Annotated in this window: 11 protein-coding genes; 6 read left to right on the top strand and 5 right to left on the bottom strand. The window is 58.1% G+C overall.

What is annotated here, in order from left to right; genetic code table 11:
* Positions 1 to 184: 184 nt before the first annotated feature.
* The 6 genes from AC2T6E_RS16280 to AC2T6E_RS16305 all read left to right on the top strand — a co-directional run bounded on the left by AC2T6E_RS16280 (position 185) and on the right by AC2T6E_RS16305 (position 6,104).
* A complete protein-coding gene (locus AC2T6E_RS16280) occupies positions 185 to 916 on the top strand; it encodes a MurR/RpiR family transcriptional regulator (RefSeq protein WP_010435329.1) in 732 nt (243 codons plus the stop codon).
* A 117-nt stretch (positions 917 to 1,033) separates the two neighbouring features.
* Entirely contained in the window at positions 1,034 to 2,467 is a 1,434-nt protein-coding gene (gene bglA / locus AC2T6E_RS16285; RefSeq protein ID WP_120158687.1) for a 6-phospho-beta-glucosidase BglA, read from the top strand.
* 125 nt (positions 2,468 to 2,592) lie between these two features.
* Positions 2,593 to 2,952 carry a hypothetical protein gene (locus tag AC2T6E_RS16290; protein ID WP_010435334.1) on the top strand — a complete coding sequence of 120 codons (360 nt, stop codon included), beginning with the start codon at positions 2,593 to 2,595 and terminating at the stop codon, positions 2,950 to 2,952.
* Positions 2,953 to 3,000: 48 nt separating this feature from the next.
* The gene (locus tag AC2T6E_RS16295) at positions 3,001 to 5,010 is read left to right on the top strand and encodes a protein-disulfide reductase DsbD family protein (protein WP_486692501.1); all 2,010 of its coding nucleotides are present in this window, start codon (positions 3,001 to 3,003) and stop codon (positions 5,008 to 5,010) included.
* Between the two features lies 1 nt (position 5,011).
* Positions 5,012 to 5,614 (top strand): DsbA family protein, encoded by a 603-nt coding sequence (locus AC2T6E_RS16300; protein WP_486692503.1) that lies wholly within the window; start codon positions 5,012 to 5,014, stop codon positions 5,612 to 5,614.
* Positions 5,604 to 6,104, top strand: coding sequence for a protein disulfide oxidoreductase (locus AC2T6E_RS16305; RefSeq protein ID WP_214594598.1), 501 nt, complete (start codon positions 5,604 to 5,606; stop codon positions 6,102 to 6,104). Before AC2T6E_RS16300 ends, AC2T6E_RS16305 begins: the two co-directional genes overlap by 11 nt.
* A 3-nt stretch (positions 6,105 to 6,107) precedes the next feature.
* On the opposite strand, the gene AC2T6E_RS16310 is transcribed toward AC2T6E_RS16305, so the two are convergent.
* From AC2T6E_RS16310 to ubiI, 5 genes are all read right to left on the bottom strand, one after another.
* The gene (locus tag AC2T6E_RS16310) at positions 6,108 to 6,851 is read right to left on the bottom strand and encodes an SDR family oxidoreductase (RefSeq protein WP_120158683.1); all 744 of its coding nucleotides are present in this window, start codon (positions 6,849 to 6,851) and stop codon (positions 6,108 to 6,110) included.
* 70 nt (positions 6,852 to 6,921) lie between these two features.
* Positions 6,922 to 9,795: an aminomethyl-transferring glycine dehydrogenase gene (gcvP, locus tag AC2T6E_RS16315; protein ID WP_486692505.1), complete on the bottom strand. Its 2,874-nt coding sequence runs from the start codon at positions 9,793 to 9,795 to the stop codon at positions 6,922 to 6,924.
* A 124-nt stretch (positions 9,796 to 9,919) separates the two neighbouring features.
* Positions 9,920 to 10,309 carry a glycine cleavage system protein GcvH gene (gene gcvH, locus AC2T6E_RS16320; RefSeq protein WP_008499718.1) on the bottom strand — a complete coding sequence of 130 codons (390 nt, stop codon included), beginning with the start codon at positions 10,307 to 10,309 and terminating at the stop codon, positions 9,920 to 9,922.
* A gap of 23 nt (positions 10,310 to 10,332) precedes the next feature.
* Positions 10,333 to 11,427 (bottom strand): glycine cleavage system aminomethyltransferase GcvT, encoded by a 1,095-nt coding sequence (gene gcvT / locus AC2T6E_RS16325; protein WP_182401440.1) that lies wholly within the window; start codon positions 11,425 to 11,427, stop codon positions 10,333 to 10,335.
* Positions 11,428 to 11,824: 397 nt separating this feature from the next.
* Positions 11,825 to 13,027: an FAD-dependent 2-octaprenylphenol hydroxylase gene (ubiI, locus tag AC2T6E_RS16330; protein ID WP_253179009.1), complete on the bottom strand. Its 1,203-nt coding sequence runs from the start codon at positions 13,025 to 13,027 to the stop codon at positions 11,825 to 11,827.
* Between the last annotated feature and the right edge of the window lie 11 nt (positions 13,028 to 13,038).

Raw genomic sequence — 13,038 nt, forward strand, 5'->3', positions numbered from 1 at the left:
CTAAAATAAATCCACATTCAAGATTTATCCTTACAAATCAAAATAATGTAAAAATAATCCGCCGCACAGATGTAAATGATTTTATTAACACCTGAGTAATCAAGGAGATAAAACCGTCTCTCGCCCTTCATCGACATGGTATGATTATGAATAGTGTCCGACAGCGAGTTTAGCCATTGTGAGTATGTTCACCCATTCCGCCGTTGCCAGTCTCAACAATCTTGAGATGATGGTCTACAACTACGTCATAAAGAACCGTGACAAAGTGATGTACATGACCATCCGCGAACTGGCGGACGCGGCTGGCGTCTCCACCACCACTATCCTGCGCTTTTGCCGCAAGCTGAACTGCGACGGTTACTCTGAATTCCGCGTGCGCTTTAAGCTCTATTTAGAGCAAAATGAACCTCAGCAGGCCAATTTTGGTGCCAGTGAAATTATCAGCTTCTTTAAAAGCGTCAACAATGAAGAGTTTGATGCGTTATTAGATGACGCTGTAGATATTATTTTATCTTCAGAACGCATTATATTTGTCGGAGCGGGCACGTCCGGTTCACTGGCAAAATATGGCGCACGTTTTTTTTCAAATATCGGAAAATTCAGCAACCATATCGACGATCCTTATTTTCCCGTCACCAATGACATGGCAAAAAATGCGCTGGCTATCGTGCTTTCCGTCTCGGGTGAAACCGAGGAGATCCTGCGCTTTGCCAGCCAGTTCAGCCTGCACCATTGCAAGGTGCTCTCTATTACCAGTCACGAACACTCACGCCTGGCAAAGCTGGCGGACTTTAACCTCTCCTGGCATGTGCCTCAAACGCGTATTGCCGGCGTGTACGATATTACCACCCAAATTCCCGTCATCTATATTCTGGAATCGCTTGGGCGTAAGCTGGCGAAGAAATTAGCAGAATAAAACACCCTGTTTTTTTGATGTAACAAATCACATTGCGCACAAATTGTTATATCGTGACATTTAATTTCGCTTTGCTAGACTCGATTTCAATGAGTCCTGAATTGAGAAATAGCAAAGATGAAAAAACTGACCTTACCGAAAGATTTTTTATGGGGCGGCGCGGTGGCGGCTCACCAGGTTGAAGGCGGCTGGAATAAAGGCGGCAAAGGGCCAAGCATTTGCGACGTCCTGACCGGCGGTGCGCACGGCGTACCGCGTGAAATCACCCAGGAGGTGGTGCCGGGTAAATACTACCCAAACCACGACGCGGTAGATTTCCACGGCCACTACAAAGAAGACATCAAGCTGTTTGCCGAGATGGGCTTCAAGTGCTTCCGCACCTCCATCGCCTGGACGCGCATCTTCCCGAAAGGTGATGAAACGCAGCCAAACGAAGAAGGGCTAAAGTTCTACGACGACATGTTCGACGAGCTGCTGAAGTACAACATCGAGCCGGTCATCACCCTCTCCCACTTCGAAATGCCGCTGCACCTGGTGCAGGAGTACGGCGGCTGGACCAACCGCAAAGTGGTCGATTTCTTTGTGCGCTTCTCCGAAGTCGTGTTTGAGCGCTACAAAAATAAGGTCAAATACTGGATGACCTTCAACGAAATTAACAACCAGCGTAACTGGCGTGCGCCGCTGTTCGGCTACTGCTGCTCCGGCGTGGTCTATACCGAACACGACAATCCGGAAGAGACCATGTACCAGGTGCTGCACCACCAGTTCGTGGCCAGCGCGCTGGCGGTGAAAGCTGCCCGTCGTATCAACCCGGAGATGAAAGTCGGCTGCATGCTGGCGATGGTGGCCCTCTATCCGTTCTCCTGTAAACCAGAAGACGTGATGTTCGCCCAGGAATCCATGCGCGAGCGCTACGTCTTTACCGACGTCCAGCTGCGCGGCTATTACCCGTCCTACGTGCTGAACGAGTGGGAGCGCCGCGGTTTCTCCATCAAAATGGAGGCGGGGGACGAGCAGATCCTGCGTGATGGGACGTGCGACTACCTGGGCTTCAGCTATTACATGACCAACGCGGTCAAAGCGGAAGGCGGCACCGGCGATGCGATTTCCGGCTTCGAAGGCAGCGTGCCGAATCCGCACGTCAAAGCCTCCGACTGGGGCTGGCAGATTGACCCGGTGGGCCTGCGCTATGCGCTGTGCGAACTGTACGAGCGCTATCAGAAGCCGCTGTTTATCGTGGAAAACGGTTTCGGCGCCTACGACAAAGTGGAAGAAGACGGCAGCATCAACGATGACTACCGCATCGACTACCTGCGCGCCCACGTGGAAGAGATGATGAAGGCCGTGACGTACGACGGCGTGGATCTGATGGGCTACACCCCGTGGGGCTGCATCGACTGCGTCTCCTTTACCACCGGTCAGTACAGCAAGCGCTATGGCTTTATCTACGTGAACAAGCACGACGACGGCACCGGTGACATGTCCCGTTCCCGTAAGAAGAGCTTCGAATGGTATAAAACCGTGATTGCCAGCAACGGCGAAACGCTGTAATACATCGCCCTCTCCTCGCACAGGAGAGGGCAAACCTCTTATCTCCCAGACACTTCTTTACAGCTTTAGCGTTGCCAAAAAACCTGCGCCCTATAAGATAAGCCTCGTGAATATTTGAGGCAAAGATGATCAAACGACAACGCAACGCTATCCTGCTTGTTGCCCTGGCCTGTCTGGTGGTGCTGATATGCACCGCCCAGCGGATGGCCGGGATGCACGCGCTTGTCATGAACGTCACCGCCGTAAGCCAGCCTGTCCAGCAGGGGCAGGAGAGCATCGACGCACCGGTGACGCCCTGTGAACTCAGCGCGAAATCGCTGATGGCCGTTCCGCCAATACTGTTTGAAGGTGCTCTCTTTGCCGTCACCCTGCTTCTTGCGCTACTGGCCGCTAATCCGCCACGCCGCGAGCGGCTGTGGCCTCCCCGCGTGATCTCCCCGCCCCGATTACGGGTACATCTAAGACTCTGCGTCTTCCGTGAATGAGCATTCGCCTGACACATCAGGTTAATTCATCATTTACGGAGAAAATTTATGTTTACTGTATTCAGGCGACTGCTGGTCTGCCTGCTTTGGCTATGGCTGCCCCTCAGCCAGGCCGCCGACAGCGGCTGGCTGCGTGCCGCCGATAATCAGCACGCCAGCGTCAGGCTGCGCGCGCAGCCTGACAATAATGGCGATACCCGCCTGCTGCTGGATGTCGCCCTTGAAAAAGGGTGGAAAACCTACTGGCGCTCGCCGGGAGAAGGGGGCGTTGCCCCTGCCATTCTCTGGCATCAACCGGTTGATGCCACCTGGCGCTGGCCTACGCCCGAGCGTTTCGACGTCGCTGGCATCACCACGCAGGGTTATCACGGCGATGTGAGTTTTCCCATTACGGTGCGTGGCGAGTCGCCAAAAACCCTGAGCGGCGTGCTGACGCTGTCTACCTGCAGCAACGTCTGTATTCTCACCGACTACCCGTTCTCACTGGATCTGACGACCAGCGCGGGCGGCGACTTTGATTACGATTACAGTCGGGCGATGGGCACGCTACCGCTCAGTAGCGGATTGACGTCAGCGATTAGCGCCAGCTACACCTCCGGGAAGCTGACCGTAACGGCACAACGTGACGCAGGCTGGCAGCAGCCCTCGCTGTTTATCGACAGCATGGACGATGTTGATTTCGGCAAGCCAACCTTTTCCGTGCGCAGCGGGTCGCTTGTCGCCACCATCCCGGTGACGGACAGCTGGGGCGACGCGGCACCTGACATCAGCGGCAAAACGCTGTCAGTCGTTCTCGCGGATAGCGGCCAGGCGCAGGCGTCCAGTATGAATATCGGGAAAGGCACCCTCACGCCAGCGTTCTCGTTAGGCTGGGTGCTGCTGATGGCGCTGGCTGGCGGCCTGATCCTGAACGTCATGCCCTGCGTGCTGCCCGTTCTGGCCATGAAGCTCGGCACGCTGATGCAAACCGAACGTCAGGCGCGCGGCCAGATACGCAGGCAGTTTCTTGCCGCGGTAGGCGGGATCGTAATCTCGTTCCTTGCGCTGGCGCTAATGATGACGGTGCTGCGTTTAGGTAATCAGGCGCTCGGCTGGGGGATCCAGTTCCAGAACCCGTGGTTTATCACTGCAATGGCGCTGGTAATGGTGCTGTTCAGTGCCAGCCTGCTGGGATTGTTTGAGATCCGCCTCCCCTCCTCTGCCAGCACCTTCCTTGCCACGCGCGGCGGCAACGGGCTCGCGGGCCATTTCTGGCAAGGCGCGTTTGCCACCCTGCTGGCAACGCCCTGCACCGCGCCGTTCCTGGGTACTGCCGTGTCGGTTGCGCTGGCGGCACCGCTCCCGCTGCTGTGGGGCATCTTCTTTGCGATGGGTGTCGGCATGAGCCTTCCCTGGCTGCTGGTGGCGGCCTGGCCGGGGCTGGCACAGAGGCTGCCTCGTCCGGGGCGCTGGATGAACGTGGTGCGAGTGGTATTGGGAGTGATGATGCTCGGCTCGTCCCTGTGGCTGCTGAGCCTGCTGGTGGTGCATATCGGCACGCTGCCCGTCATCACGCTGGGTGTGACGCTGATCCTTATCCTGCTGCTGGTTACTGCCTGGCGCTACCGCTGGCAAACCGCGCTGCGTGCCGGTGCCTTTGCCCTGGTCGTTGCCGCCGCAGCGGCGTTCATGACCGCCCCCGGCGGGGAGAACGGCCGTCGCGATCGGGTGAACTGGCAGCCGCTGAGTGAAGAGGCGATTGCCCGCGCGCTGGCTGACAACAAGCGGGTGTTTGTTGACGTGACCGCCGACTGGTGCGTGACCTGTAAAGCCAATAAATACAACGTTCTGCTGCGCGACGACGTGCAGGATGCGCTTTCCGCACCGGATATTGTCGCCCTGCGCGGAGACTGGAGCCGTCCTTCCGCCAGCATTAGCCAGTTCTTAACCACGCGCGGCAGCGCCGCCGTGCCGTTTAACCAGATTTACGGACCGGGATTACCGCAGGGCCACGTGCTACCTGCGTTATTAAGCCGCGACGCGGTGCTTACCACCCTGTCCGATGCGAAAGGAAAATAACATGAGAGCCTTTATTGCCTTGCTTCTGCTGTCTTTATCCACGTTCAGCGTCGCCGCGCCGTCGGATGACGCGTCCAGCGACCAGCTGGCTAAACTGCTGTTCAACGACCCCAATAGCCCGCGTACCGGCGCGAAAGCGCCAAAGCTGATTATTGTCTCTTTCACAGACTACAACTGCCCTTACTGCAAGCAGTTCGACCCCATGCTGGAGAAAATCGTGCATGACAACCCGGACGTGCAGCTCATCGTTAAGCTGTTACCGTTCAAGGGCCAAAGCTCGGTGAATGCGGCAAAAGCGGCGCTTTCGGTATGGCAACAACAGCCTGATAAATTCTGGGCGCTGCACCAGCGGTTGATGATGAAAAAAGGGTATCACGACGATGCCAGCATCGCAGCGGCTCAGACAAAGACCGGGACGGACAGCATTAAGGCGGAGGATAAAACCATGGACTCTCTGAAAATGAACCTGATCCTGTCGCAGGTGCTGAATATTCAGGGCACCCCGGCGACCATCATTGGCGACCAGATGGTCGCGGGAGCCATTCCTTATGAGGATCTGGAGGCGCTGGTGAAAGAACAGCTGACGCAAGCCCGTGGCCAGTAAGCTCCCGCGCCTGGTGCGCGAACTCGCAATGTGGCTGCTGATCGGCGTTGCCGTGAGCCTGGCGGTAGATTATTTCCGCCAGCCCGCGCTGCCGCAGAATTTCGCCTCAGCCGCGCTGCAAACGCTCGACGGTAAGCCCGTCGACCTTATCGCCATGAGTGAGGAACGTCCGCTGCTGGTGTATATCTGGGCTACCTGGTGTGGCGTATGCCGCTACACCACGCCATCCGTATCGGCACTTGCCGCAGAGGGCGGCAACGTGATGTCGGTTGCGCTGCGCTCCGGTGATAACGCCACGCTGGAAAGATGGCTGACGAAGAAGAAAATGACGCTGCCGACGGTCAACGACGCCAGCGGAAGCCTGTCTCGCCAGTGGGACGTGCAGGTTACGCCCACGCTGGTGGTGATCTCTCACGGCGAGGTGAAGTCGATCACCACCGGCTGGACCAGCAGCTGGGGCATGCGGCTGCGGCTGTGGCTTGCGTCGTAGTTGTTACTTTCCGCCCGCCAGCTCCAGGAAGCTGCCGGTCACGTAGGAGGCTTTGTCGCTCAGCAGCCAGGTAATGGCCTGAGCGACTTCCTCCGGCTGGCCGCCGCGCTGCATGGGCAGCATGGATTTCACCCGATCCACGCGCCCCGGCTCGCCGCCGGAGGCGTGGATATCGGTATAGATCAGCCCGGGGCGTACGCAGTTGACGCGAATGCCCTGTGCTGCCACCTCCAGCGATAATCCCGTCGTCAGCGAGTCCACCGCCCCTTTGGAGGCGGCGTAATCCACATATTCCCCCGGTGCGCCCAGACGGGAGGCGGCGGAAGAGACGTTCACTATCGCGCCTCCTTTACCACCATGCTTGAGCGACATACGCTTTACCGCTTCCCGACAGCAGAGAAAATAGCCCGTGACGTTGGTGGCCAGCACGCGGTTAATGCGCTCGGCTGAGAGACTTTCGATGGTCGACTGCTCAAACAGAATACCCGCGTTGTTCACCAGCGCCGTCAGCGGCTCGCCTTCACGATCGATACTGTCAAACATCGCCATAACCTGCGCTTCGTCGCTGATATCCGCGCGCACGGCAAACGCTTTACCGCCTGCCTCAACAATCTGATTGATCACGTCCGTCGCGGCCTTGATGTTATGGTGAAAATTCACCGCCACGGTGTAGCCTTCGCGTGCCAGCTGCAGCGCAGTGGCTTTCCCAATGCCCCGGCTCGCGCCGGTGACGAGTGCAATTGCCATTCGCTTCTCCCAATAAAAAAGCCGGGTGGCGGCTTCGCCTTACCCGGCCTACGTTACTACATCAGCATTATTACTGGTATTCGCTCATCGGCACGCAAGAGCAGAACAGGTTACGGTCGCCGTACACGTCATCAAGACGCTTCACGGTCGGCCAGTATTTGTTTGCCACACCTGCCGGGAAGACCGCAAGCTCGCGGGAATAACCGTGGTTCCACTCTGCGACCATCTCGTGCTGAGTGTGCGGTGCGTTGACCAGCGGGTTATCTTCCAGCATCCACTCACCGTCCTGCACGCGGTCGATCTCCATGCGGATCGCCAGCATCGCGTCGATAAAGCGGTCCAGCTCGGCTTTGCTTTCGGACTCCGTTGGCTCAACCATCAGCGTACCCGCCACCGGGAACGACATGGTTGGCGCATGGAAGCCGTAGTCGATCAGACGCTTGGCGATATCCAGTTCGCTAATACCGGTCTGCTCTTTCAGCGGACGAATATCAAGGATGCACTCGTGCGCCACGCGACCGTCGCGGCCGGTGTAGAGCACCGGGAAGGCAGACTTCAGGCGAGTCGCAATGTAGTTGGCGTTGAGGATCGCCACCTGGCTCGCCTGCTTCAGCCCTTCCGCGCCCATCATGCGGATGTACATCCAGCTGATTGGCAGGATAGAGGCGCTGCCGAACGGTGCCGCAGAGACCGCGCCCTGACGGGTCAGCATGCCTTCAATCTGCACCACGCTGTGGCCTGGCACAAACGGTGCCAGATGCGCTTTCACGCCGATTGGGCCCATACCCGGGCCGCCACCGCCGTGCGGGATGCAGAAGGTTTTGTGCAGGTTCAGGTGCGACACGTCCGCGCCGATAAAGCCCGGAGAGGTAATGCCCACCTGCGCGTTCATGTTCGCGCCGTCGAGGTAAACCTGACCGCCGAACTGGTGCACCACTTCACACACTTCACGGATGGTCTCTTCGTACACGCCGTGGGTTGACGGGTAGGTCACCATGATGCAGGAGAGCTTATCGCCCGCCTGCTCGGCTTTCGCACGCAGGTCAGCCAGATCGATGTTGCCGTTCTTATCGCACGCCACCACCACCACTTCCATGCCCGCCATCTGGGCAGACGCCGGGTTGGTACCGTGCGCGGAGCTTGGGATAAGGCAGATATCGCGATGCCCTTCGCTGCGGCTTTCGTGATAGTGACGGATCGCCAGCAGGCCCGCGTACTCGCCCTGCGCACCGGAGTTCGGCTGCATGCAGAGCGCGTCATAACCGGTCAGCTTCACCAGCCAGTCGGAAAGCTGGTTGATCATCATGTGATAACCTTCCGCCTGCTCTGGCGGGCAGAACGGGTGCAGCTCGGAGAATTCAGGCCAGGTGATTGGGATCATCTCTGCCGCGGCGTTCAGCTTCATGGTGCAGGATCCCAGCGGGATCATCGCCTGGTTCAGCGCCAGATCCTTGCGCTCCAGAGAGTGCATATAGCGCATCATCTCGGTTTCGCTGTGGTAGCGATTAAAGACCGGGTGCGTCAGGATCGCGTCATTGCGCAGCATGCTTTCCTGAATGGAGCGGCTGTCGAGCGCCACGTCTTTGTCCAGCGCGTCAACGTCCAGACCGTGCGCGTCACCCAGCAACACGCTGAACAGGTTCAGGATATCGTCACGGGTGGTGCTTTCATCCAGCGTAATGCCGACGGCGTTGTGAATGTCGCTGCGCAGGTTGATCTCTGCTGCATCCGCGCGCGCCAGCACTGCCGCTTTGTCCGCCACGTCCACGCACAGGGTGTCGAAGTAGTGAGCGTGGCGCAGCTTAAGGCCTTTCTGCTGCAGACCGCAGGCCAGAATATCGGCCAGGCGGTGAATGCGGCTGGCAATACGCTTCAGGCCAGCCGGGCCGTGGAACACGGCGTACAGGCTGGCGATGTTGGCCAGCAGCACCTGGGAGGTACAGATGTTGGAGTTCGCTTTCTCGCGGCGGATGTGCTGCTCGCGGGTCTGCATCGCCATGCGCAGCGCGGTGTTACCGGCAGCATCTTTTGAGACGCCGATAATACGGCCAGGCATTGAGCGTTTAAATTCATCTTTCGCGCCGAAGAACGCCGCATGCGGGCCGCCGTAGCCCATCGGCACGCCGAAGCGTTGCGCTGAACCGAAGACAATATCCGCGCCCTGTTTGCCCGGTGCCGTCAGCAGCACCAGCGCCATAAAATCGGCGGCAACGCTGACAACCACTTTGCGGGACTTCAGCTCGGCAATCAGCGCGCCGTAGTCGTGAACTTCGCCGGTGGTGCCTACCTGCTGCAGCAGCACGCCGAAGACGTCCTGGTGATCCAGCACTTTGTCAGCGTCGTCGACAATCACGTCAAAGCCGAAGGTTTCCGCACGGGTGCGCACCACATCCAGCGTCTGCGGATGCACGTCCGCCGCCACGAAGAAGCGGTTGGCATTTTTCAGCTTGCTGACGCGTTTTGCCATCGCCATTGCTTCGGCGGCGGCGGTCGCTTCATCCAGCAGCGAAGCGGAGGCGATATCCATCCCGGTCAGATCCAGCGTTACCTGCTGGAAGTTCAGCAGCGCTTCCAGACGGCCCTGAGACACTTCTGGCTGATACGGGGTGTAAGCGGTGTACCAGCCCGGGTTTTCCAGCATGTTGCGCAGGATAACCGGCGGCAACTGCACGTTGGTGTAGCCCATGCCAATGTAAGACTTATAGCGCTTGTTCAGGCCTGCGATAGCCTTCAGCTCCGCCAGCGCGGCGAATTCCGTGGTGGCTTCCCCCACCTGAGGCGGCGTGGCAAGCTGGATGTCTTTTGGCACAATCTGGCCGATCAGTGCGTTTAATGAATCCGCGCCAACTGTCTTCAGCATCTCCTGCTGTTGCTGAGCATCCGGCCCAATGTGACGTTCAATGAAGGCGCCACGGTTTTCAAGCTGGCTTAAAGTCTGTGTCATGAGCGATGGTTCCTGAAACGTGCAGTGAATTTAAGTTCCCTCTCCCTTTGGGAGAGGGTTAGGGTGAGGGGAAGATTGGCACCCTCACCCCTGTCCTCTCCCAAAGGGAGAGGGGGATTACTGATTACTCGTCTTCTAACAGGGCTTCGTATGCGGTCGCATCCAGCAGCGCGGCAACCTGAGATTCGTCGCTGGCTTTGATCTTGAAGATCCAGCCGCCTTCATACGGCTCGCTGTTCACCAGCTCTGGCGAATCGCTCAGCGCGTCGTTGACGGCAACGATTTCGCCGCTCACAGGGGCGTAGATGTCAGATGCCGCTTTTACGGACTCCGCTACGGCGCAGTCGTCGCCCGCGCTAACGGTCGTGCCCACGTCAGGCAGGTCAACAAACACCATGTCGCCCAGCAGCTCTTGCGCGTGCTCGGTGATCCCTACGGTGTAAGTGCCGTCCGCCTCTTTGCGCAGCCACTCGTGTTCTTTGCTGTATTTCAGTTCTGCTGGCACATTGCTCATTGAAGTTCTCCTGATAAAAATGATTAGGCGACCGGCTTACCGGCGCGAACAAAAATCGGTTTGGTTACGTTGACCGGCATTTCGCGGTTGCGGATTTGCACCACCGCCGTTTCGCCAATACCCGCCGGCACGCGTGCCAGTGCAATACTGTAGCCCAGCGTTGGGGAGAAGGTACCGCTGGTGATCACGCCTTCGCGATGATTGCCGTCGGCATCGGTGAAGCGCACCGGCAGTTCGCCGCGCAGCACGCCCTTCTCGGTCATCACCAGACCCACCAGCTGTTCAGTGCCCTTCTCGCGCTGCATCTCCAGCGCTTCACGGCCAATAAAGTCGCGGTCAGCCGGTTCCCATGCGATGGTCCAGCCCATGTTGGCGGCCAGCGGAGAGACGCCTTCGTCCATCTCCTGACCGTAGAGGTTCATCCCCGCTTCCAGACGCAGCGTATCGCGCGCGCCCAGACCCGCAGGCTTCACGCCCGCTTCCACCAGCGCGCGCCAGAAATCAGCGGCCTTCTCGTTTGGCATCGCAATTTCGTAGCCCGCTTCACCGGTGTAGCCGGTGGTGGCGATAAACAAATCACCCGCCTGCACGCCGAAGAACGGCTTCATGCCTTCGGTTGCTTTGCGCTGCTCGTCGGTAAACAGAGACGCGGCTTTCGCCTGCGCGTTCGGCCCCTGCACGGCGATCAGCGACAGATCGTCACGGACGGTGATATCGATGGCATAAGGTTCGGCGTGTTGGGTGATCCAGGAGAGGTCTTTTTCGCGGGTGGCGGAGTTTACAACGAGGCGGAAGAAATCTTCAGTGAAGTAATAGACGATAAGGTCATCAATCACGCCGCCCGAGGCATTCAGCATGCCGCTGTAGAGCGCTTTGCCCGGCGTCTTCAGTTTAGCGACGTCGTTTGCCAGCAGATAACGCAAGAACTCCCGGGTGCGGCTACCGCGCAGATCGACAATCGTCATGTGTGACACGTCGAACATACCGGCATCGGTGCGCACCGCGTGGTGCTCATCAATCTGCGAGCCGTAGTGCAGCGGCATCATCCAGCCGTGGAAGTCCACCATGCGGGCGCCGCATAACACGTGTTGTTCGTACAAAGGAGTCTGTTGAGCCATCTTGTCCTCGTTGAAAAATTCACCGTGAAACCCGGTATCGGCCTCGTTCCCGAATGCCGACGCAAACGTTCTCTTTTACCTGAACTTACCACCGAAACCGGCGGTTAACCATAAGGTAAAACGGGCCATCACATTAGCTTATGACCAAAAAACGCTGAAAAGCCTACAGAGTTATTCACTGGAAAAATGCGATTAACCCCGCACAAAATTAACAATGATCTAACAGGATTTAGCACATGGTGATATTTCATGCGGAAAAACGGGCCGAATTTCCGCACCGGAAAAAACGCGACATTAGTTAATCTAATGCGAAAAATGAGGTGGAATTAGATTATTTCAAACGAGGGAATTTCCCCGGCGCAGAGGCCGGGAAAATAAAGTGTGATGGGGATCTAAGTTAGCGCAGCCAGTCAGGGAGATCGTTAAGACCCATCGCCTGACGGAGAAGTTGAGGTTTGACGCCAGGAAGCGTATCGGCCAGTTTAAGACCGATATCGCGCAGCAGTTTTTTCGCCGGATTTGCCCCGGCAAACAGCTCGCGGAAACCCTGCATGCCTGCCAACATCATCGCCGCGCTGTGCTTGCGGCTGCGCTCGTAGCGACGCAGGTAGAGATGCTGACCGATATCTTTCCCTTCGCGATGCAGGCGACGCAGTTCTTCTACCAACTCCGCCGCGTCCATAAAGCCAAGATTAACGCCCTGTCCGGCCAGCGGATGAATGGTATGGGCCGCATCGCCCACCAGCGCCAGACGGTGCGCCGCAAACTGACGCGCGTAGCGGCCGGTTAACGGGAACACCTGACGCTCGCTTTCGAGCGTGCACAAGCCAAGGCGGTTATCAAACGCCATGCACAGCGCCTGGTTAAAGGCATCCGGCGTCGCCTCCTGCATCAGCTGCGCTTTTTCCGGCACCAGTGACCAGACGATAGAGCACAGGTGCGGATCGCTCAGCGGCAGGAACGCCAGAATGCCGTCGTTGTGGAAAATCTGCCGCGCCACGCCGCCGTGCGGCTCTTCGGTGCGGATCGTTGCCACCATCGCATGATGGCGGTAATCCCAGAAGGTCAGCGGGATATCGGCTTTGTTGCGCAGCCAGGAGTTCGCACCGTCGGCACCGACCACCAGACGCGCGGTCAGCATGTCGCCGCTTTGTAGGGTGATAAACGCCTCGTTTTCACCCCATGCCACCTGCTGGATCTGCGCGGGCGCAACCAGCGTCACGTCGCTGCACTGCTGCGCTTTCTGCCACAGCGCGTGGTGGATCACCGCGTTTTCGATGATATGACCCAGATGGCTATAGCCCATGCTTTCATCATCAAAGGCAATATGACCAAAGCTGTCTTTATCCCACACTTCCATGCCGTGATAGCAGCTGGCGCGCTGCGCCACAATATCTGCCCAGACGCCAAGGTGCGTCAGCAATTTCTCGCTGGCGGCATTGATCGCCGAGACGCGGAGTTCCGGCGGGGCATCCTGCGCGACGGGCTGCGGCGCTTTTTGCTCCAGCACGGCCACGCGAAGGCCGCTGCCCTGTAAACCGCAGGCCAGCGCCAGCCCGACCATACCGCCGCCAACAATGGCGACATCAACATTTTGCATGGTGATAACTC

It is taken from the genome of Enterobacter sp. B79-1, from assembly GCF_057444735.1.

What these genes read in the sequence shown, in the direction of transcription:
- gcvH (WP_008499718.1), bottom strand. Translation starts at nt 10,309, where the DNA reads ATGAGCAATGTGCCAGCAGAACTGAAATACAGCAAAGAACACGAGTGG.
- ubiI (WP_253179009.1), bottom strand. Translation starts at nt 13,027, where the DNA reads ATGCAAAATGTTGATGTCGCCATTGTTGGCGGCGGTATGGTCGGGCTG.
- bglA (WP_120158687.1), top strand. Translation starts at nt 1,034, where the DNA reads ATGAAAAAACTGACCTTACCGAAAGATTTTTTATGGGGCGGCGCGGTG.
- AC2T6E_RS16300 (WP_486692503.1), top strand. Translation starts at nt 5,012, where the DNA reads ATGAGAGCCTTTATTGCCTTGCTTCTGCTGTCTTTATCCACGTTCAGC.
- AC2T6E_RS16310 (WP_120158683.1), bottom strand. Translation starts at nt 6,851, where the DNA reads ATGGCAATTGCACTCGTCACCGGCGCGAGCCGGGGCATTGGGAAAGCC.
- AC2T6E_RS16290 (WP_010435334.1), top strand. Translation starts at nt 2,593, where the DNA reads ATGATCAAACGACAACGCAACGCTATCCTGCTTGTTGCCCTGGCCTGT.
- gcvT (WP_182401440.1), bottom strand. Translation starts at nt 11,427, where the DNA reads ATGGCTCAACAGACTCCTTTGTACGAACAACACGTGTTATGCGGCGCC.
- gcvP (WP_486692505.1), bottom strand. Translation starts at nt 9,795, where the DNA reads ATGACACAGACTTTAAGCCAGCTTGAAAACCGTGGCGCCTTCATTGAA.
- AC2T6E_RS16280 (WP_010435329.1), top strand. Translation starts at nt 185, where the DNA reads ATGTTCACCCATTCCGCCGTTGCCAGTCTCAACAATCTTGAGATGATG.
- AC2T6E_RS16295 (WP_486692501.1), top strand. Translation starts at nt 3,001, where the DNA reads ATGTTTACTGTATTCAGGCGACTGCTGGTCTGCCTGCTTTGGCTATGG.